Consider the following 16386-nt stretch of genomic DNA (forward strand, 5'->3'; position numbering starts at 1 on the left):
CGTTATATCTCGTTAGTGCATTCATTAATAAGAAGTTAATTCTATATTTAGAAATAAAATAGAACAAACGGAAAATCAAAAAGCTTTTCTTTTCGTAGTCAATATTATATATATGAGAGGAAAAGTCTCAGATTATATGAATACAGCTGTTGTGACTGTATCCTTAAATTCTACAATGGAAGAGATATTAAGTGTATTATCTAGAGAAAGTAGTGGAAGAGTCATAGTGCTTGATAATGAAAAACCTATTAGTATAATTACTACTAGAAGTATTATTGCGGCTTTTTCTGAATACAGTTTGGATCTATTTAGCTTAAAAGCAAAGGATCTAATGTCAGAGGACTTAATAAGTGTGACACCAGATACTCCAGTAATTGATGCTATTAAAATCATGATAAATAATAATATAGGTGGATTACCAGTAGTGGAGAATCAAGTGATTAGGGGATTGTTTACAGAAAGAGAAGTAATAAATGTAATAGCTAATCTTAAGTTCTCTGGTATAGTAGACTCAATAATGAGTACCAAGATAGAAACTATTCCACAAAATTCTACGATTTTAGAAGCAGCTAAAATTATGGCCATGAGGGGTATTAGAAGATTACCAATAGTAAACGAGTATAGAATGGTTGGAATAATAACTGCTGCAGACATTGTAAAGTATCTTGAAAAACATAGAAATATAGGTAATGTACTAGACGCAGGAACAAAAAATCCTTGGACAATTAATAGATATACAAGTATAATTGACGCAGCTAAAATTATGAAAGAGAAAAAGATAGGTACTTTACCCGTTGTTGATAATTCTAAATTAGTTGGTATTGTAACTGAGAGGGATTTAATGTACTCATTATTAACTGTAGAACTCAACAGCTAACATACTTACACCACCATAAGGCACTTCGTAACCTATAATTTCAGCTTTTTTTGGTTTAACTGCCCCTAATACTACAAATAGAGGTCTAAGCATTCCCTCTGGTGAAGCTATTTCCCATTCTTTTGTTCCTTCTAATTTAAAGAGTGAAGTGAAATCACCATCTTTTAATTTCTGAATTAATATTTGATCAAATTTAGTCTGTCTAGGTTTTGCATTTAAATACATTAATTCAAGCCTATGAGTGGGAGACCCAGTACCTATAATTAATACATTTCTGTCTCCTACAACTCTCCCGATGACTTCTCCAAGTTTATAGTGAATTTCTGCTGATAAGTCAGTTATTGAAATTGTAACGGCTTTTACACCTTCTGGATACATATACATTAACGGAATCCATGCTCCATGATCTAATCCCCATTTATTATCTTGCTTTATTGGTAATCCTTCTTTTTGTCCCTCCTCTACAATTTTATTTGCTAAATCGACATCATTATCAGCTGAATAACAGAATTTATATAACTCATCTGGAAAACCATAATAATCTTGAATACACTCAAGTTTTGGCTGAGTCTCTACTAGGAAAGTTCCGGACCAGCTGAAGAAGTGTGGGCTAATTATTATTACACTATCGAATTTTCCAAGTCTCTTCCCCCACTCTCTAAGTAAGTCTTTCCAAGGGTCGTTCTCTACCAGGATCATTGGAGAGCCGTGAGATACAAATATTCCTTTCATTAGGTTATATTCTACATTTTCTTCCATTTATAAATTAAGTTTCCGGTAGGAAATTTACCATAAGATTTCAGCTTCTATTTCAAGTCAATCTTTACAAAAAAATAAAAAAATTAATTTTTTTATTTATTAAATTTTTAAAAAAGTGTTAAGAGTATTTATTAACGTAAAATTATAAAAATCTCTGATTTCAATTTACTAGTGATGAAAGGAGAAAAGATGATTATACTTAGAGGGCTAATTCCGGTTTTTATAGCCTATATTATTTATAAAAGAGGAAAAAAAGCCTATGCTAATGAAATTAAAGCTGATATAGAGAAATTATTAAAGAAACCAGTACCACGGAGCCTAATTTATGGTACTTTACAAAGAATGGAAAGATATGGTATAATTGACAAATGTGAAGAAGGAAAGAAGAAAGCCTATAAATTAAATGATAAAGGAGTCATTTTTTTGATAAAGCACGTAGAAATTCTCAGATATTTGTCACCAGTTATAATTACAATTATAGAAGATATGGATAAAGAATTATCAGACAAAAGAAGTTAATTCTTTGAAGATATAAGCGCTAGGTCTTGCCTTCAAGTCGAGTGTGTAAATCCCGAACTTCATTTGATAGCCGAAATTCCATTCAAAATTATCAATTAAACTCCAGTATAGATAGGCTTCAACATTAACTTTACTTTCCTTTATAGCTTCCACATGCGATATTAAGAAACTTGGTCTAAGGAAATCTTTGGAATCAGCAATACCATTCTCAGTTACTATAATTGGTTTATCGAATTTTTTCACGCCTTGTAAGACATGCTTTAGCCCCTCTGGGTAAACTTCCCAGCCGTAATCGGAACAAGGATTATTATCTAATGAAAAAGAATTCGGTTTACAAAACATACCATAACCGTCAACTGGTTGTCCTTTCTCATTAACAACTATTCTTGTATAATAATTGACACCAATCCAATCAAAGCTTATGCCTTTCAAAGTTGTGAAAAGCTCTTCTTTAGCTTTCTCGTTACCCTGAATATACGGAAAATTGAAAATGATTCCTACTTTCTCTCCGTGAAATAGGTTATAAACCTCTCGATGTGCAGTTAAGACATTTTTCAAGGCTTTTTCATATGCTCTTCTGCTCGTTATCCCAGGTGGGAAAATCCCAGATAAATAACCAAAAAGTATCATTATATTAGGTTCGTTAAAGGTACACCAAAGATCTACGTATTCGGAAAAATTATCTTTCACAAAAGACGAAAAAGATATAAAGTGATTAATCGTATCTTCTGAATACCAACCTAAAGGTCCTTCAGTTAAGAGAGAATCTCTAGCAATAATTGGATCGTGAACCCACTTAGGAAGATCGAAATGATTAAGACATAATATAACCTTAAATCCTCTATCTTTCAAGTCTTTGAGTAATTTTCTATATCCAGTTACAGCTTCTACAGAGATTTTATCTCTTTCCTTAAATATCCTTCCCCAACTTAAGTTCAGTCTCCAGAATGATGCGTTAAGCCTAGAAGCTATATCGTGAATTTGAGAAAACTTAGAGAGATAGAAATTCTTACCTGGTAATTCTCCTATTACTCGCTTACTTGTTATGTTAATCTCATCTGTTAACCACAAATACCAATCTGAATTCTCATTCAGTTCCTCGTACTGGAATGCTGAAATCGAGAAACCTAATTTCATTTTTCACTCACTATCCTCTCTAAAGCATGAATAGTACCGCTCTTAAAATGTTCTTCAGTCCATTTTTCTCTAAATCTAAATATTAAGGAAAGTTCTACATTCCAACTAGAGCATATTTTCTTATCTTTTATTTCGATTTCATGCTTTCCTTTCACTGGACCAGATAAGTAACTTATTGTCATTCTTCTTGAATTATCATTAACTTCGATCCTAACTTTTCCTTTTGCTGGAAAAGCGAATCTTACTTCTCCTTCATAAATATTCTTACTAACTTCCCTTATATTCAATTCTCTTGTTCCTTTCCAATAGTTAGGGATCTTATACGGATCTCTAATAATTTCCCATATCTTATCTTCATCTTCAACATCTTTACATATAGTAAATCTAATCATTTTTTATAAACACCAAACCATATTGATATTCACTAGGTTTAAACTTATTTACAAGCTTAAAATCCTTAAAATATTCTATATATTCCTCTTCACTCATCCTTACCCGTTCTGGGGGACCAAAGGAAGTTCTCTTTTTCTCCCAATCGATTACTATTACCCTTCCACCTTTTTTCAATATTCTTTTTACCTCATTAACTACTTCAACCTTATTCTCCATATCATGGAAGGAATTTGCGAACAAAACCACGTCTACGCTGTTAGAGGGTATCGAAGTTTTTGAAGCATTTTCACATAAAAATATTGCTGATGGTGCTCTCTTTTTAGCTTCTTCTAGTGCTGGGCAAAAAGCATCTACACAATAAAGTTTAGATGCATAATCCTTAAGATATTTACAGTAAAAACCGGTACCGCAACCAAGTTCAGCAATTACTTCTCCACCCTTTAATATGGAATTCAAAAATGTTTCTGGATTTTCAAAGCTCTTTCTAAAATCATCCGTGAATCCGTGACCATGCATGTATATACTTTTACTCAGAGAGTTATATCATAGACTGTTTATCTTTTCTTCCAAAATCTTTTTCATTAATCTTGCATTTTCAAGCATCCAATGATCATTATTAAAGAAGACATAAATTTCCTTAGGTTTTAAACTTATTATTCTATTCGACAACTCCACAAGCTCTTTCTCTGAATACTCATAAATATACCATTCTTCCCTACCATGAAGCCTTAAATACACTACACCAGAGTTGTTTACTATATAAGTTCCTATTGGAGAATCTATAGAAACTATAGTAGCTTTTGTTAGACTAGGTAAGTTTTCATACCACTTCGTGTCTCTAAATTCTATTGCCATCTTCTCTCCAACAATCTTTTCAAACTCTAACACCCTCTTTAAGTTCTCTTCATTATACTTAAAGGTTGGGGGCATTTGGAATAAGTAAAAACGAGGAGAAATTTTATCCATAAGTTTCCTAAACTTTTCCCAGCTTTCAATATCTTTTAGTCTTTTCACATGCGTTATGTATCTATTTACTTTTATACTCCAAACTATTTTGTACTTACTCCATCCTTTAATCTGATTTTCGAATGGAAAACGATAAAAACTCATATTGAGTTCAACTGCATTTAAACCAGAGTATTTTACATACCACTCTAAGTTTCCACCTTCATTCCAGTCATACATCCAACCAGAAGTACCTACGAAGATCATTTTAAGATCTCTCTAAGTTTCTTTATAAGTCTTTTTAATTGTTCTTCCCTATACTCAAACTCTTTTTCACCTTGAGGTCTTGGGTGAAATTCTCCATGTAATCTCTCTGCATTAGTAAACATTATAACTACTTCCCCATCATTATATTTAAATGCTAGATAATCAACAAGAGAAAAATAATCTTGGTAATTTTGTATATCAAATCCTAGTCTCAATGCTACTGCCTTCATTAAGTATGATAATCCTCTCCAATACATTTCTCCAGCATCAACCAAATCCCCTTTATTTTTTAATTCATCACCAACCATTAAGTACTCTTCAGATATCTTAGCCATGTAATTAATTCTCTCTTTTATATCCATATTATTGAGAATAAGCTCTACTACAATATCGGAGGGAGTAAGCCTTCTAGTAATTCCTTGATTTTCTAAGTATTCATAAAGTTTATCTGGGATTACTATTTCTTTCATCATTATTTAATATCTCTTTAAGTTTATTATATACTTCACTAGCTGTGGGTCTCTTCTCTGGATTTACAAGCTCTTTAACTAAATCTTTAAACCGTTGATCTACATCCGGAATTTCAAGCTTCATATAGTACTCCTTATATACTTCTTTTGCCTTCTGCAATATGGGTTTAGGATCTCCACCATTTGAATAAATTATAGATGCTTCATTAAACAACCTAATCAATTCCGGTGGATTAAAATCCTTTCTTGTTAACATTTTATATATAGTGGCTCCCAAAGAATAGATATCCATCGATGGATCTGCTCCTTTTCCTTCAACTATTGCCTCTACTTGATCAACTGAACAATATTCTGGTGTATATTGAGAGAATTTTTCACCTATTTTTCTAGCTGATCCTAAATCACTAATTTTTATTTTTACTTTTTTCTGTGTCAGATTATCTAGGACTTCTTTTCCCGTTTTACCAGGTAAAGAGGAGAATAATATATTTGAAGGCTTAATGTCTAAATGAACAAACCCGGCCTTGTGAATATCTTCTAACGATTTCACTACTTCTAAAGCTATTAATAAAACAATTTTCTCCCATTCATCGGAGTAGTATACGTTATCGTTCTGTATAAGCTCTTTTACACTCTTCCCTTCCATAAATTCCATGACCAAAATTGGTGGTTCATTTAAATAAGCTAAAACATCTCCATCTTTAATTCTTTTTATTGCAGAAACATCAATGATAGCATCAACAAATCTTACAATACTATCAGAACTCAGTGAGAGCTCTCTAAGCTGTGAATATTCGTTTATAAAATCGTAGTAGCTCTCTACTACGTTGGACAAAGGTATTAATATGGGAATTTTTATAGCATACTTTTTATTATCCTTCTCACCAATAAGAACGTATGCGGAACCTCCTTTACCCAGATAATCAATAATTCTGTAACCATGAATTATCCTATTAACCCAAACTTTTGGATCCCAATTATATTTTAGTGATTCCATCCTGAGAACTTCTATTTCCTCCATTAATTTCATCAGCTTAGGTGACGGGGAAATACTTAGTGCTAATCTTCCAATCCTTTCAGCTAATTCAATATCTTTCTCCTTTACTATGCTAAGAAATGATATTATATCTCTTGAAGGTACTTTTTTAAGCTTCTCATAACAATCAGCAATCTTATGTAAATCACAAAGGGAATAATTAATTTTATACGGTATAATTTCTGAGATTTTAACAAGAGCTTCGCAATTTCCTTTATATACTAGTTTTTGACAAAATGAAGTTATATCTCCCCTATATAAAAATAATAAGTTCTTTATCTTTTTTTCATCGTTTAAATTCTCTAAAATAGACTTTTCTATCTCACTATCTGATAATAAGGATGAAGACACAATTGCTGATGAGGAGGAGTACATCAATGAAAAAGGTGGATTAACATATAGAAAGAGAACCGAAATACCAAGAGATACTACAATTACTAACGTGGTTATTATGCTGTATAAAGACTCTCTCTTTAAGTAAGAAACCAATATAACGATAATATCAGCTGGGAGCATAAATTTTGACATACTTGCCATTTCATTTAATGCGAATAATGAAACACCTACTTTTGTTAGAGAAATTGAGTATAAGAAAAAGATTTGAACTAAGAAGAAAGGTATTGCAACAGTGAAGATTAAACTAGGGACTATCTTCTTTTTAATTATAAGTAAAATAGAACCTAAGACTATAAATGAGAAAAAGTAGGATGAAATAGGATGGAGAAAAAAATAGAAAATTAAGGAAAGTGGGAATGGAACAAATTTTAGATAATCAAATTTAATTGAGAATATAGAAAGTAAAGTTATTACTAAAGCGAAAACTAAGAGTTGTATACTTATCTCTTTTAAAAAGAATAATGGTAATAATGCACTACCTACAATTAGTGATAAACCCAGAATAAACGGAGAAGAAGAAATAGAAGTACTTACTGCAAAAGATAATAAGGGAAGAAATGAAGCTTCTATCCCGTTTTCTAGTATGAAATATGATACTACAGCTAAATTGCCTAAGGATAATAATCTGTTAAGCTTATAGTAATCCACATATAAAATAAATTTGAATTTTTATTTAAAGCTTATCAAGACTTCAGATATTTATCAAACCACTCCAATTTTCTCTTTAACCTATCTATCATATTCTTTGGATTCCCTTTTCTAGCGTGTTCATGACCATCACCTTGATATCTGACAAGCTCAGTAGGAACATTATTCATTTTTAGTGCAATAAAGAACTGTTCAGCTTGCTCAATAGGACATCTATAATCAACCTCACCGTGGATTAGCATCGTAGGAGTCTTTACATTTTTTACATAATAGACGGGTGACATCCTCATTAATTTCTCTATTCCATCTTTACTCCATGGGTCATCAATACCCGCTTCAATTGCGTTAAACCAAAAACCTATATCACTAGTACCGCACATACTTACTAGATTTGATATACTTCTTTCACTAATTGCTGCCGAGAAAATATCAGTTTGAGTAATTATCCAGTTAGTCATATAACCACCATACGAACCTCCAGTAACGCCAAATTTACCAGTCAAATTGAACTTCTTTTTAACCTCATTAACAAAGTTTATCAGTTCTTTCATATCCCTTCCGCCCCAATCACCAACACAAGCCTTAGCAAACTCTTCTCCATATCCTTGACTACCACTGGGGTTAGCATAAATTACATTGTAACCATTACTGGCAAAGAACTGGAATTCTATGAAATATGCATAACCATAAGCCATATGAGGACCTCCATGAATAAAGAGAATTGTTGGATTAGAGGGATTTGTAACTAATGCCCAACCCTCAATCTCACCCTTTACTTCAATAGGCGATAATCCCTTTACATTTGGATTAGGATCATATACCTCACCGTTGTAGAATAGAATTACGGGCTTTTCTGGTGTTGAATAAAAATAAGCCAATTTACCATCCTTGAAGTCAAAGCCTCTAACAGCCAATTTTCCTTCTGTTAGTTTGGTAACCTTATCGGAGACAGAGTAAATGTGACTTTCTCCACCTACTTGGCCTAATGTTATTACTTGATCACCTTCATACACAATTTTCTCTTTAACACCGTCGAATAGATCACTTAAAACTGTATTACCACATGTATTTCCGCATAGGAAACTTTTCCCTTCTTCTGGGAAAATTATTTCTCTGACCGCCCAAGGACTTTTCCCCTTTCTATGACCCAAATAAGCTATCTTTCCGTCTTTATTCATAGCTATTGCAGTAATATTACCTTCTCCTTGTGTAATCCGCGTTAGCTCTCCAGTATTAATATCAACTTCATAAATGTCAGCTAAGCCGTAATCATCATTCTCTCTTGTTGCTGAAATAATAACCCTATTACCGTTTGTTGCAATATCAGTGACATCAAAATTTCCAGAAATAATTTTTCTCAATTCTTTGTTGTAAAGGAAGAGGGATTGTCTAGTCCAGAATAAACCTTTACCATCAAATCTGTACTTAAGCTTATCACTCACGAAATACGTACTGGGTTTTACTTTCTCTTCTCCAATAATTAAAATTCCATCCTTATGGAAGACGTACTTGTGAATTTTACCTAAAGAGAGTATTTCTTCCAATTCTCCATAAGGTCTCTGTCTTATTAACTTAGCTTCTCTTCTACTCCCCTTTACATAATATAGAAAGCCGTCATGATAAGAAGGCGAAGATTCATTCCCGCTGAACGTTATTCTTTGTTTATTTAAGTAGATAGCTGATTTGTATTTCTCATTCTCAATCCACGTTTCTACGTGAAATAAACCAATCTCGTTCAATTTAACATCTGATATTAACCTTATCGAATATGCCTCTTCCGGCGTCATGCTTTTATATAGTTTTTCGTTTTTTTAAATATGACTATTAAAAGGAGAAGTGAAGTATTAAAAATTTCATTTTCAGCTTTCTTTGCAGATTTAGGATATCAAGCCGCTGTAGCATCTTTTCCTATAATTTTCGTCTTCTACTTTCACGCCCCAATTTTCCTATACGGTATTGCTGAAGCCTTGAATTATGGTGGTGGAAGTCTAATGTCGATTCTTGGAGGTTATTTGGCTGATAAATACGGAAGGAAAATGATAGCAGTAATTGGAAACGCGCTAATTGTCATTCTCTCTTTTACGGGTCTAGCAGTGAATTACATAGAAGCTTTATTTTTATTTATGTTTGGTTGGTGGTTTAGGAATTTTAGAACTCCAGCTAGAAGGGCTATGCTTTCTGAAGTTACAGAAGAGAGTGAAAGAAAGGAGGCTTATGGTATTCTACATGCTTTAGATATTGCTGGAGCTACATTGGCTGTTGCTTACTTAACTATTGCATTATATTTCGGAGTTAAAGCTACAGAGATTCTGATTTTTACCTCAATTCCCCTAATAATTTCTACGTTATTTTTAGTGTTTGTTAAAGCTGGCGGAAAAGGTATTCCGAAAAAGCCTGGTAAAGTTGCTTTAACTATTGTAATTTCTACAATGTTCTTTGCTTTTACTCAGTATAGTTTTGGATTTCCGATAATCACAACAGAAGAATTTACAAGAAGGTTTTACCTCGCGACACTAACGTATGGAGTATTCCTTGCATCATCTTCGATATTCGGATACGTATTTGGAAAAATAAAGCTTGAAGAAGTTAAAGGATTAGCATTCTTAGGATATTTATTAGCTGGGCTTACCTCATTTGGATTTGCTTTTCTCTCTCCTTTAGGAGTTATATCAATATATCCATTATCTGTAATTATGGGAATTGCAGTAGCATCCACAGAAACCTTTGAACCAACAATAATATCTAAGCTGTCTAGAGGCGAAACTGGTACAGCAATGGGCGCCTTATCCTTTGGAAGAAGTATTGGAGTCTTGATAGGGAATACTATAATGGGATTCCTTTATCAGTACAGTTACTCATATTCTTATATTTTTGCTGGAATAATGGGTATTATAGCATTCCTAATAGTTTTTACAGTCCTACTTAGAGGATGAGAATAGATGATCATTGCTTCTTGGGAAGAATTAACGCATCGGTAAATCATACTTTCTGACCTCTTCCCCGCCCTAAAGGGCGAGGGTTCCCTTAGGGCGGTTCATAGGTTTGTGGTTTACCACCTTCATCCTCACAACTTCATAGCTAGTGGGTGTTATACACACCCACCCCGCTCCGTTCGTCCAGCGGTAGACCACGGGCTGGGTCTTCAGCCCATTACCCCTATCCCTCACCAAGAGTTGCCCTCTGCTCTTGGCTCTTGGGGACTCGGGGATATGTAGTTCTGTGCGGGGACACATATCTTCAGTATGCCCACCTTTGTGGGCTTCCCCGCACTTTATTAATAGTTTTAAGCTAAGATTAAAAACTTTACCCCGCCTTAAAAGGCGAGGCTTGCCCCGCGTTTTGTCAAGTACTTCAATTTTCTCCGATATTAACTTCATCAATGTTTGTTAAATTCAAAATCGAGTGTTAATTTAAAAGTAAAACCTAGCATTAGTTTTGATAAAAATTCAAACAATCCGCAAAGCATTATGTGAAATAATAAGCTTAAGTCTGTAATATATTTACGTAACTTTTAATTATTTTTAATCAACTTCTAATCCCCTTAAAGCTACCAAATAAGCCGAAGCCCTATGCCTATCAAAACCCCTCACTATCATAATCATCTCATGCTCATCAGAGTTAGTAGTACCTCTAGGCACGGGGAGGGAAGAAGGAGTGATAAGGCTAAGTAACTAGTAGTCACGAACTACTAGTTACAATGAAAGCTGAACTCTGAATAACAATACTCTCTAAAAAAGACAAAACAGAGAAGTAAAGATTATATATTTTGTTACAAAGTGATAATGTGATGTCTGAAACTATTAGGGTATCAAAAGAGGTTAAAAGAGAGTTGTTGAAGATAATGGGAGAGCTTCAAATAGAAAGGGGTGAAAAAGTGGATTTTAACGACGTCATAGAATACTTACTTTCGTTATATAGGAGGAAAAATCCTGAAATTTTAAGGAGAATGGTTGGCTTAGTACCCAATATATCATATGAAGACTTAAGGAAAGAGAGGAAAAAAGAACTTGAGTACGAGAAAGAGAAGTATGGTATTTGATTCGGGAGTCGTTATAGATATCCTTTTGGGTAGCAATGAAGGAAAGAAAATAGAGAAATTCATTGAAGAAAACTTAGATGAGATAGTTATAAACGAATTGAATCTAGAGGAAATTAAATATATAATATGCAGAAAGAATAACGTAGAAAAAGCTGAAGAAGTAGAAATATTTCTAAAATCAAGTGGTTATTTTAATGTATTTCCTTTTACTAACGTAAGGGGAGAAATATACAGATTAAAATGTAAGTATCCGATATCTTTAGCTGATGCAAGCAGTATTGCTACCGCTAAAATTCTAGGAATACCAGCAATGTTTAAGAGAGAAAAAGAAATTGAGCCATTTAAAAATGAGCTCAATGTAATTTTCACAGATGAACTAATTTAGAAGTGCTTTTCTACTAAAGATGTAGTAATAATCAAAACTAATTTTATCAATTACAAAAGAAATTAAGCAGAGATAAAATTCCAAATGGTAGGCTAGATAATTAAACTAGTATAAAAGCACTATTATTTACTATCAAGTCGTAAATTCCGAGAAACATAAGGAAAATAAAGGATCTTAGAAAATCATTGGCTTAATGATTTCTTAAACTCTTCTACTGCTTTCTTAATCTCATCCATTGATGCCTCGTCTTCAAGAGTGGTTATATCACCAGCACTTTGCCCCATCATAACTGCTTTAATTACTCTTCTCATAATTTTACCAGATCTAGTCTTAGGTAATTTATCTACAAAATGTACCTCTGGAGTTACTATTGCTCCCATATATTTCCTTACATGCTCTTGTATCTCTCTAGCTAGCTGAGGTGAGGGTTTATAGCCAACTTTTAGTACTACAAATAGATGAACAGCTTCCCCTTTAACAGGATCTGGAATTCCTACAGCTGCAGCTTCAGCTACTGCTGGATGAGATGTTACTATTGATTCAACCTCTCCAGCACCAATTCTATGAGCAGCAACTTTAATTGTTTCATCAGCTCTACCCATTACCCATATGTAACCATCTTCATCAATCATTGCATAATCTCCTGGATAGTAAATCCCTGGGAATTTACTGAAGTATGTTTTCTTTAACCTCTCGTTATCTGGGTCATTCCACATACCTATCATCATCATTGGTGGGAATGGAGGTAGCATAACTAAATAACCCCTCTCTCTAGGCTTAGTTTCTTTGCCTTCCTCATTAACTACAGTAACCTTATTACCGGGCAAAGCGAAACCTACAGCTGGTCCAGACTTCATTGGTAAGTAAACTACACCGGGGATGTAACCAATATTAGGACCTCCAGTTTCAGTTTGCCACCACTGATGAGACATAAATACTTTTCCTCCTCCAACTACTTCTAATCCCCACTTCCATGGAGCATAATTTAATGGTTCGCCATTAGTTACAATTATCCTTAATGATGATAGATCATGTTGCTTTACATAATCTTCTCCGTATTTCATTAATGTTCTTATTGCCGTAGCTGAAGTACCAAATGTTGTTGCCCTATATTTCTCTATCATTTCAGCCCATTTATCTGGGTAAGGATAATCTGGGGCACTCTCATAGATTACGATACTTCTACCCATTACTAACGGTGAATAAGTAATGTAAGAGTGCCCAACAATCCATCCGATATCTGAAGTATTAAATAACACATCATTTTCTTGGCTTAAACCATAACTCCATAATAACATAACTGCTGTTCCTACTAAATAACCTCCAGTACTGTGAACTATTCCCTTAGGCTTGCCTGTAGTTCCGGAAGTGTATAGAATGAATAATGGTTCTGTAGCTTCAACTGGTACTGGTTCAATGTACTTATACTTTCCTACTTCATCAAAGTAAACATCTCTACCCTCTTTGAAGGGTATTTCAGTACCAGTTCTCTTATAAACTAAAACTTTTTGTACCGGGCTTTTATCACCGAGAATGTTTAATGCCTCATCTACAGTTTTCTTTAATTCCACGAGTTTTCCTCTCCTATAGTATGCATCTGCAGTAATTACAACTTTTGCTCCAGCATCTGCAATTCTATCAGCTAATGCTTGTGCACCAAATCCTGCAAATACAACTGAGTGTATTGCACCTAATCTTGCAACAGCTAGCTTAGCTATTACTCCTTCTGGTGTTAAAGGCATGTAAATTGTTACTCTATCGCCCTTCTTTACTCCGAGTTCCCTTAATGCGTTAGCCCATTTATTAACCTCATAAAATAGGTCTTGATATGTAACTACCTTCTTTTCTCCTTTTTCACTCTCCCAAAATATTGCAGCCTTATATTTTCTATGAGAATTTAAATGTCTATCTACAGCGTTATAGGAAGCATTAAGTTTTCCACCAACAAACCACTTTGTAAGTAAACCTTCTTCTTGGACAAAAGCTTGTTTCCATGGCTCGTACCAAGTAATTAATTCTTCTGCTAATTCGCCCCAGAATTTATCAGGCTCTTCAATACTCTTTTTGTATAAATACTTATAGTATCTCATATTATAGTCTGCTTTCTCCTCTAAGTTTTGTTCACCCAATTGTTGTAATTGTTCTGAGAGTTTTTCAGTCATATCTATCAGTATAAGTAATTTAAACAAGCATAAAAATCTTTTACCCTAACTATTAAGGTTATTATAAATAGAAAAAAATAAAAATAATCTTAAAAGGAAAGAAAAAATTTTTCATGCATGAATAGTGAAACTAAGCTGGCAAGCAGCTGGTTTATTTGGGGACTTTCATATTACCTTTATTATCCCTTTGTTTCACTATTTGCTGTAAAATTTGTGAAAGACGTCACAATCCTCTATTTAATTTCTACTCTATTTGCAATTCCCATGCCACTTATCGGGAGTAAGTTAGCTAGAAAAATCGGTCTCGTAAAAACAATGATGTTAGGTGGTATACTTTCTGGGTTAGGACTAGTTCTGTTCTCCTTTTCAACATCCTTACCCTCTCTGATTATATCTTACGTAATTGCTTCAACGTTCTTCATATCTTTACCCAGTTATTACTCCTACATGAATAACTTAGGTAAGGGAACCATTTCGAAAATATGGGCAATTTCCATTATACCTTCTCTTTTTACTCCCTCTATAGGTGGAGTAATAGCCTCGGTTCTTGGACTAAGGGCTGTTTTCCTTATAGGTGGTATCCTTATGGCTTTCACTGCCCTTCCTCTATTAAGACTTAAAGAGATTCAAATTATGCAAGACTCTCTAGTCTTTGATGTAAAACTATTAATTCCTATCGTGGTTATTTTACCTATTGCACTAGCTTTTCCGTTTGTTTACTTAATCCTTAAACAGAATTATTCGATGAGTTATGAGAATATCGGTGTTATAGCAACATTAGCTGAGGTTATGGGCGCATTCTTTACTTTTTTATATTCTAAGTTTACAAAGAGATTCTTTCTCTCTATCTATCTTATTCTTTTCTCTCTAATTTACCTTATTTACTTTAATCCAATGTTTACACTCTTTTTCGGACTTTGGGAAGCTATCATTCCAAGTGCTTTAGAAGAGAGTAAAGAGAAAAGCCCAGAAGCGTTTGGAATAATTAACTCATTTCAGCAAATAGGTTGGTTTACGGGTTATCTTTTCAGTTACCTTGAATTTTCCATTAAAACCTCTATTCTTATTTCCTCGATTATTTCAGTTCTTTTAGGTCTTATATTTCTTGTATTAAATAAACTTTAAAATATATTTATCCTTTAAGTAAACTGAGTTTTATTCGTCATAAAGGTGTTAAATCAAAAAGCTGATGAGTACTCCTTAAGTATATTATGTTCATTCTAAATTTAAAGTTAAGAAGAAACAGCCAGTTTATGCAAATGTATATCCATGACGTAACTTATTCCTTCTTTTAAGTATTCTAATTCTAAATATTTCATATACTTTACTTTTAATACTTCTCAAGTTATTATGACATTAAATGTTTAGTATTTCTAGACTATATAGAAGTTTGAACCTATGCTTAAAAAATCCCATAGATATTTTAAAGTATGAAATTAACTGATGTGTTAGATAAGCTAAAGGCGTTTAATTGGTCAGGTTACGATTTGTACTTTGCTGTCCTATTTGGTTCTCTTGCTAAGAAGGGAGAGGGAAATGATATCGACATTGCTGTAGAATTCAAGAAGAAAATGAAGTTAGAGGACTATACCAGATTGTGGATCGATTTAACTGATTATTTAAATACTGAGAAAGTGGATTTAACGGTTATAAATGAGAGAACAGATTGTTACTTAATTCATGAAGTATTTAGTAATAGTATAATACTTTACATGGAGGACTGGTGGCGAGTTCATAGAAGAGCTGCAATATGTGAGGACTTCTTAATTGACGCCAGAAAATTAGACTTGGTAGAGAATGCAGCAAGGGCTTTGATGAGGAAATGGCAGTCCTAGATAGATTATTTAAAAACCTTGAAGATGTTACTGCTAAACTTGACGAAGTTGTAGAGAAGGGATACGATTTAAACTACTGGAGAGATCAGATGGCAATTTTACACGGTTTACAAATACAAGCTCAAATAGTCCTTGATATCTTACAAAGGCTTTTATCGAATATGGGAATGAGTGCAGAGGGATATAAGGATTCTGTGAGAAAATTAAGGGAAAAAGGAATAATCAATGATGAAGAAGAAAAATTCTTAAATGCAGTAGTTGGGTTTACAAATATCATAGTCCATGAGTATAGTGAAGTTAATCTTGGGACTGTAGATGAGATATTGAGAAATAGAGAGTATCGTAAGTTATTTAGACTGGTGTTAGAGATTAAACAGAGGACTAGGGATTATTGGGATCCTTAATATTGACATACATAATCATCAGAGTTTTAGATAATTATTTCGTAATAATTATATCTAATCATTCGTAGATTTACAAAATCGGGGATTAAGGGGGTGAAAGCCAGCCAAGGGAAA

At 33.5% G+C, this 16386-nt stretch carries 17 protein-coding genes and 1 pseudogene; 8 read left to right on the plus strand and 10 right to left on the minus strand.

Translation table 11 applies throughout. The annotated features are described in order from the left end of the window. Window positions 1–112 precede the first annotated feature (112 nt). On the plus strand, window positions 113–877 hold the full coding sequence (locus STK_RS04285) for a CBS domain-containing protein (protein WP_010978765.1): 765 nt from the start codon (window positions 113–115) through the stop codon (window positions 875–877). On the opposite strand, the gene STK_RS04290 is transcribed toward STK_RS04285, so the two are convergent. Next, on the minus strand, window positions 854–1636 hold the full coding sequence (locus STK_RS04290; RefSeq protein WP_010978766.1) for a DODA-type extradiol aromatic ring-opening family dioxygenase: 783 nt from the start codon (window positions 1634–1636) through the stop codon (window positions 854–856). The two genes, STK_RS04285 and STK_RS04290, sit on opposite strands and share 24 nt — an antisense overlap. 174 nt (window positions 1637–1810) lie before the next feature. On the opposite strand from STK_RS04290, the gene STK_RS04295 reads away from it, so the two are divergent. Then, window positions 1811–2155, plus strand: coding sequence for a helix-turn-helix transcriptional regulator (locus tag STK_RS04295; RefSeq protein ID WP_052846407.1), 345 nt, complete (start codon window positions 1811–1813; stop codon window positions 2153–2155). Here the strand turns inward: STK_RS04295 and STK_RS04300 are convergent. The 7 genes from STK_RS04300 to STK_RS04330 are packed head-to-tail and all read right to left on the minus strand — an operon-like array spanning window position 2138 to window position 9234. Continuing rightward, window positions 2138–3292, minus strand: a complete 1155-nt coding sequence (locus tag STK_RS04300) for a family 1 glycosylhydrolase (protein WP_010978768.1) — start codon at window positions 3290–3292, stop codon at window positions 2138–2140. The two genes, STK_RS04295 and STK_RS04300, sit on opposite strands and share 18 nt — an antisense overlap. Beyond that, the gene (locus STK_RS04305) at window positions 3289–3684 is read right to left on the minus strand and encodes a hypothetical protein (RefSeq protein ID WP_010978769.1); all 396 of its coding nucleotides are present in this window, start codon (window positions 3682–3684) and stop codon (window positions 3289–3291) included. The genes STK_RS04300 and STK_RS04305 overlap by 4 nt, the downstream gene beginning before the upstream one ends. Next, window positions 3677–4201, minus strand: coding sequence for a class I SAM-dependent methyltransferase (locus STK_RS04310; RefSeq protein ID WP_010978770.1), 525 nt, complete (start codon window positions 4199–4201; stop codon window positions 3677–3679). Before STK_RS04310 ends, STK_RS04305 begins: the two co-directional genes overlap by 8 nt. 27 nt (window positions 4202–4228) lie before the next feature. Next, window positions 4229–4897 (minus strand): DUF72 domain-containing protein, encoded by a 669-nt coding sequence (locus STK_RS04315; protein WP_010978771.1) that lies wholly within the window; start codon window positions 4895–4897, stop codon window positions 4229–4231. Continuing rightward, entirely contained in the window at window positions 4894–5367 is a 474-nt protein-coding gene (locus STK_RS04320; RefSeq protein WP_198429739.1) for a PaREP1 family protein, read from the minus strand. The genes STK_RS04315 and STK_RS04320 overlap by 4 nt, the downstream gene beginning before the upstream one ends. Next, window positions 5342–7447, minus strand: a complete 2106-nt coding sequence (locus STK_RS04325) for a serine/threonine-protein kinase (protein ID WP_010978773.1) — start codon at window positions 7445–7447, stop codon at window positions 5342–5344. Before STK_RS04325 ends, STK_RS04320 begins: the two co-directional genes overlap by 26 nt. A gap of 35 nt (window positions 7448–7482) precedes the next feature. Continuing rightward, window positions 7483–9234 carry a S9 family peptidase gene (locus tag STK_RS04330; protein ID WP_010978774.1) on the minus strand — a complete coding sequence of 584 codons (1752 nt, stop codon included), beginning with the start codon at window positions 9232–9234 and terminating at the stop codon, window positions 7483–7485. A 30-nt stretch (window positions 9235–9264) separates the two neighbouring features. Here STK_RS04330 and STK_RS04335 point away from each other — a divergent pair, with 30 nt between their 5' ends. Then, on the plus strand, window positions 9265–10380 hold the full coding sequence (locus STK_RS04335) for an MFS transporter (RefSeq protein WP_010978775.1): 1116 nt from the start codon (window positions 9265–9267) through the stop codon (window positions 10378–10380). A gap of 72 nt (window positions 10381–10452) precedes the next feature. Here the strand turns inward: STK_RS04335 and STK_RS15925 are convergent. Continuing rightward, window positions 10453–10716, minus strand: a pseudogene (locus STK_RS15925) (hypothetical protein); the annotation flags it as partial. 518 nt (window positions 10717–11234) lie between these two features. Between STK_RS15925 and STK_RS04345 the strand changes: the two are divergent. Together STK_RS04345 and STK_RS04350 are read left to right on the plus strand one after the other, a co-directional pair. After that, complete coding sequence (locus tag STK_RS04345; RefSeq protein ID WP_052846408.1) at window positions 11235–11486, plus strand: hypothetical protein; 252 nt, start codon at window positions 11235–11237, stop codon at window positions 11484–11486. Then, entirely contained in the window at window positions 11476–11871 is a 396-nt protein-coding gene (locus tag STK_RS04350) for a type II toxin-antitoxin system VapC family toxin (protein WP_010978777.1), read from the plus strand. The genes STK_RS04345 and STK_RS04350 overlap by 11 nt, the downstream gene beginning before the upstream one ends. A 182-nt stretch (window positions 11872–12053) precedes the next feature. On the opposite strand, the gene acs is transcribed toward STK_RS04350, so the two are convergent. Beyond that, window positions 12054–14033 carry an acetate--CoA ligase gene (gene acs / locus STK_RS04355; RefSeq protein WP_010978778.1) on the minus strand — a complete coding sequence of 660 codons (1980 nt, stop codon included), beginning with the start codon at window positions 14031–14033 and terminating at the stop codon, window positions 12054–12056. A gap of 117 nt (window positions 14034–14150) precedes the next feature. On the opposite strand from acs, the gene STK_RS04360 reads away from it, so the two are divergent. The 3 genes from STK_RS04360 to hepT all read left to right on the plus strand — a co-directional run bounded on the left by STK_RS04360 (window position 14151) and on the right by hepT (window position 16272). Further along, window positions 14151–15158, plus strand: coding sequence for a hypothetical protein (locus tag STK_RS04360; RefSeq protein WP_010978779.1), 1008 nt, complete (start codon window positions 14151–14153; stop codon window positions 15156–15158). Between the two features lie 305 nt (window positions 15159–15463). Next, entirely contained in the window at window positions 15464–15868 is a 405-nt protein-coding gene (locus STK_RS04365; RefSeq protein WP_010978780.1) for a nucleotidyltransferase domain-containing protein, read from the plus strand. Then, on the plus strand, window positions 15856–16272 hold the full coding sequence (hepT, locus tag STK_RS04370) for a type VII toxin-antitoxin system HepT family RNase toxin (RefSeq protein ID WP_010978781.1): 417 nt from the start codon (window positions 15856–15858) through the stop codon (window positions 16270–16272). Before STK_RS04365 ends, hepT begins: the two co-directional genes overlap by 13 nt. The last annotated feature ends 114 nt before the right edge of the window (window positions 16273–16386 follow it).

The sequence above is a fragment of the Sulfurisphaera tokodaii str. 7 genome (genome assembly GCF_000011205.1).
GTDB classification, from domain to species: domain Archaea; phylum Thermoproteota; class Thermoprotei_A; order Sulfolobales; family Sulfolobaceae; genus Sulfurisphaera; species Sulfurisphaera tokodaii.

What these genes read in the sequence shown, in the direction of transcription:
- STK_RS04285 (WP_010978765.1), top strand. Translation starts at nt 113, where the DNA reads ATGAGAGGAAAAGTCTCAGATTATATGAATACAGCTGTTGTGACTGTA.
- STK_RS04365 (WP_010978780.1), top strand. Translation starts at nt 15,464, where the DNA reads ATGAAATTAACTGATGTGTTAGATAAGCTAAAGGCGTTTAATTGGTCA.
- STK_RS04350 (WP_010978777.1), top strand. Translation starts at nt 11,476, where the DNA reads ATGGTATTTGATTCGGGAGTCGTTATAGATATCCTTTTGGGTAGCAAT.
- STK_RS04300 (WP_010978768.1), bottom strand. Translation starts at nt 3,292, where the DNA reads ATGAAATTAGGTTTCTCGATTTCAGCATTCCAGTACGAGGAACTGAAT.
- STK_RS04305 (WP_010978769.1), bottom strand. Translation starts at nt 3,684, where the DNA reads ATGATTAGATTTACTATATGTAAAGATGTTGAAGATGAAGATAAGATA.
- STK_RS04360 (WP_010978779.1), top strand. Translation starts at nt 14,151, where the DNA reads ATGAATAGTGAAACTAAGCTGGCAAGCAGCTGGTTTATTTGGGGACTT.
- hepT (WP_010978781.1), top strand. Translation starts at nt 15,856, where the DNA reads ATGGCAGTCCTAGATAGATTATTTAAAAACCTTGAAGATGTTACTGCT.
- STK_RS04310 (WP_010978770.1), bottom strand. Translation starts at nt 4,201, where the DNA reads ATGCATGGTCACGGATTCACGGATGATTTTAGAAAGAGCTTTGAAAAT.
- STK_RS04345 (WP_052846408.1), top strand. Translation starts at nt 11,235, where the DNA reads ATGTCTGAAACTATTAGGGTATCAAAAGAGGTTAAAAGAGAGTTGTTG.
- STK_RS04295 (WP_052846407.1), top strand. Translation starts at nt 1,811, where the DNA reads ATGAAAGGAGAAAAGATGATTATACTTAGAGGGCTAATTCCGGTTTTT.
- STK_RS04290 (WP_010978766.1), bottom strand. Translation starts at nt 1,636, where the DNA reads ATGGAAGAAAATGTAGAATATAACCTAATGAAAGGAATATTTGTATCT.
- STK_RS04335 (WP_010978775.1), top strand. Translation starts at nt 9,265, where the DNA reads ATGACTATTAAAAGGAGAAGTGAAGTATTAAAAATTTCATTTTCAGCT.
- STK_RS04330 (WP_010978774.1), bottom strand. Translation starts at nt 9,234, where the DNA reads ATGACGCCGGAAGAGGCATATTCGATAAGGTTAATATCAGATGTTAAA.
- acs (WP_010978778.1), bottom strand. Translation starts at nt 14,033, where the DNA reads ATGACTGAAAAACTCTCAGAACAATTACAACAATTGGGTGAACAAAAC.
- STK_RS04320 (WP_198429739.1), bottom strand. Translation starts at nt 5,367, where the DNA reads ATGAAAGAAATAGTAATCCCAGATAAACTTTATGAATACTTAGAAAAT.
- STK_RS04315 (WP_010978771.1), bottom strand. Translation starts at nt 4,897, where the DNA reads ATGATCTTCGTAGGTACTTCTGGTTGGATGTATGACTGGAATGAAGGT.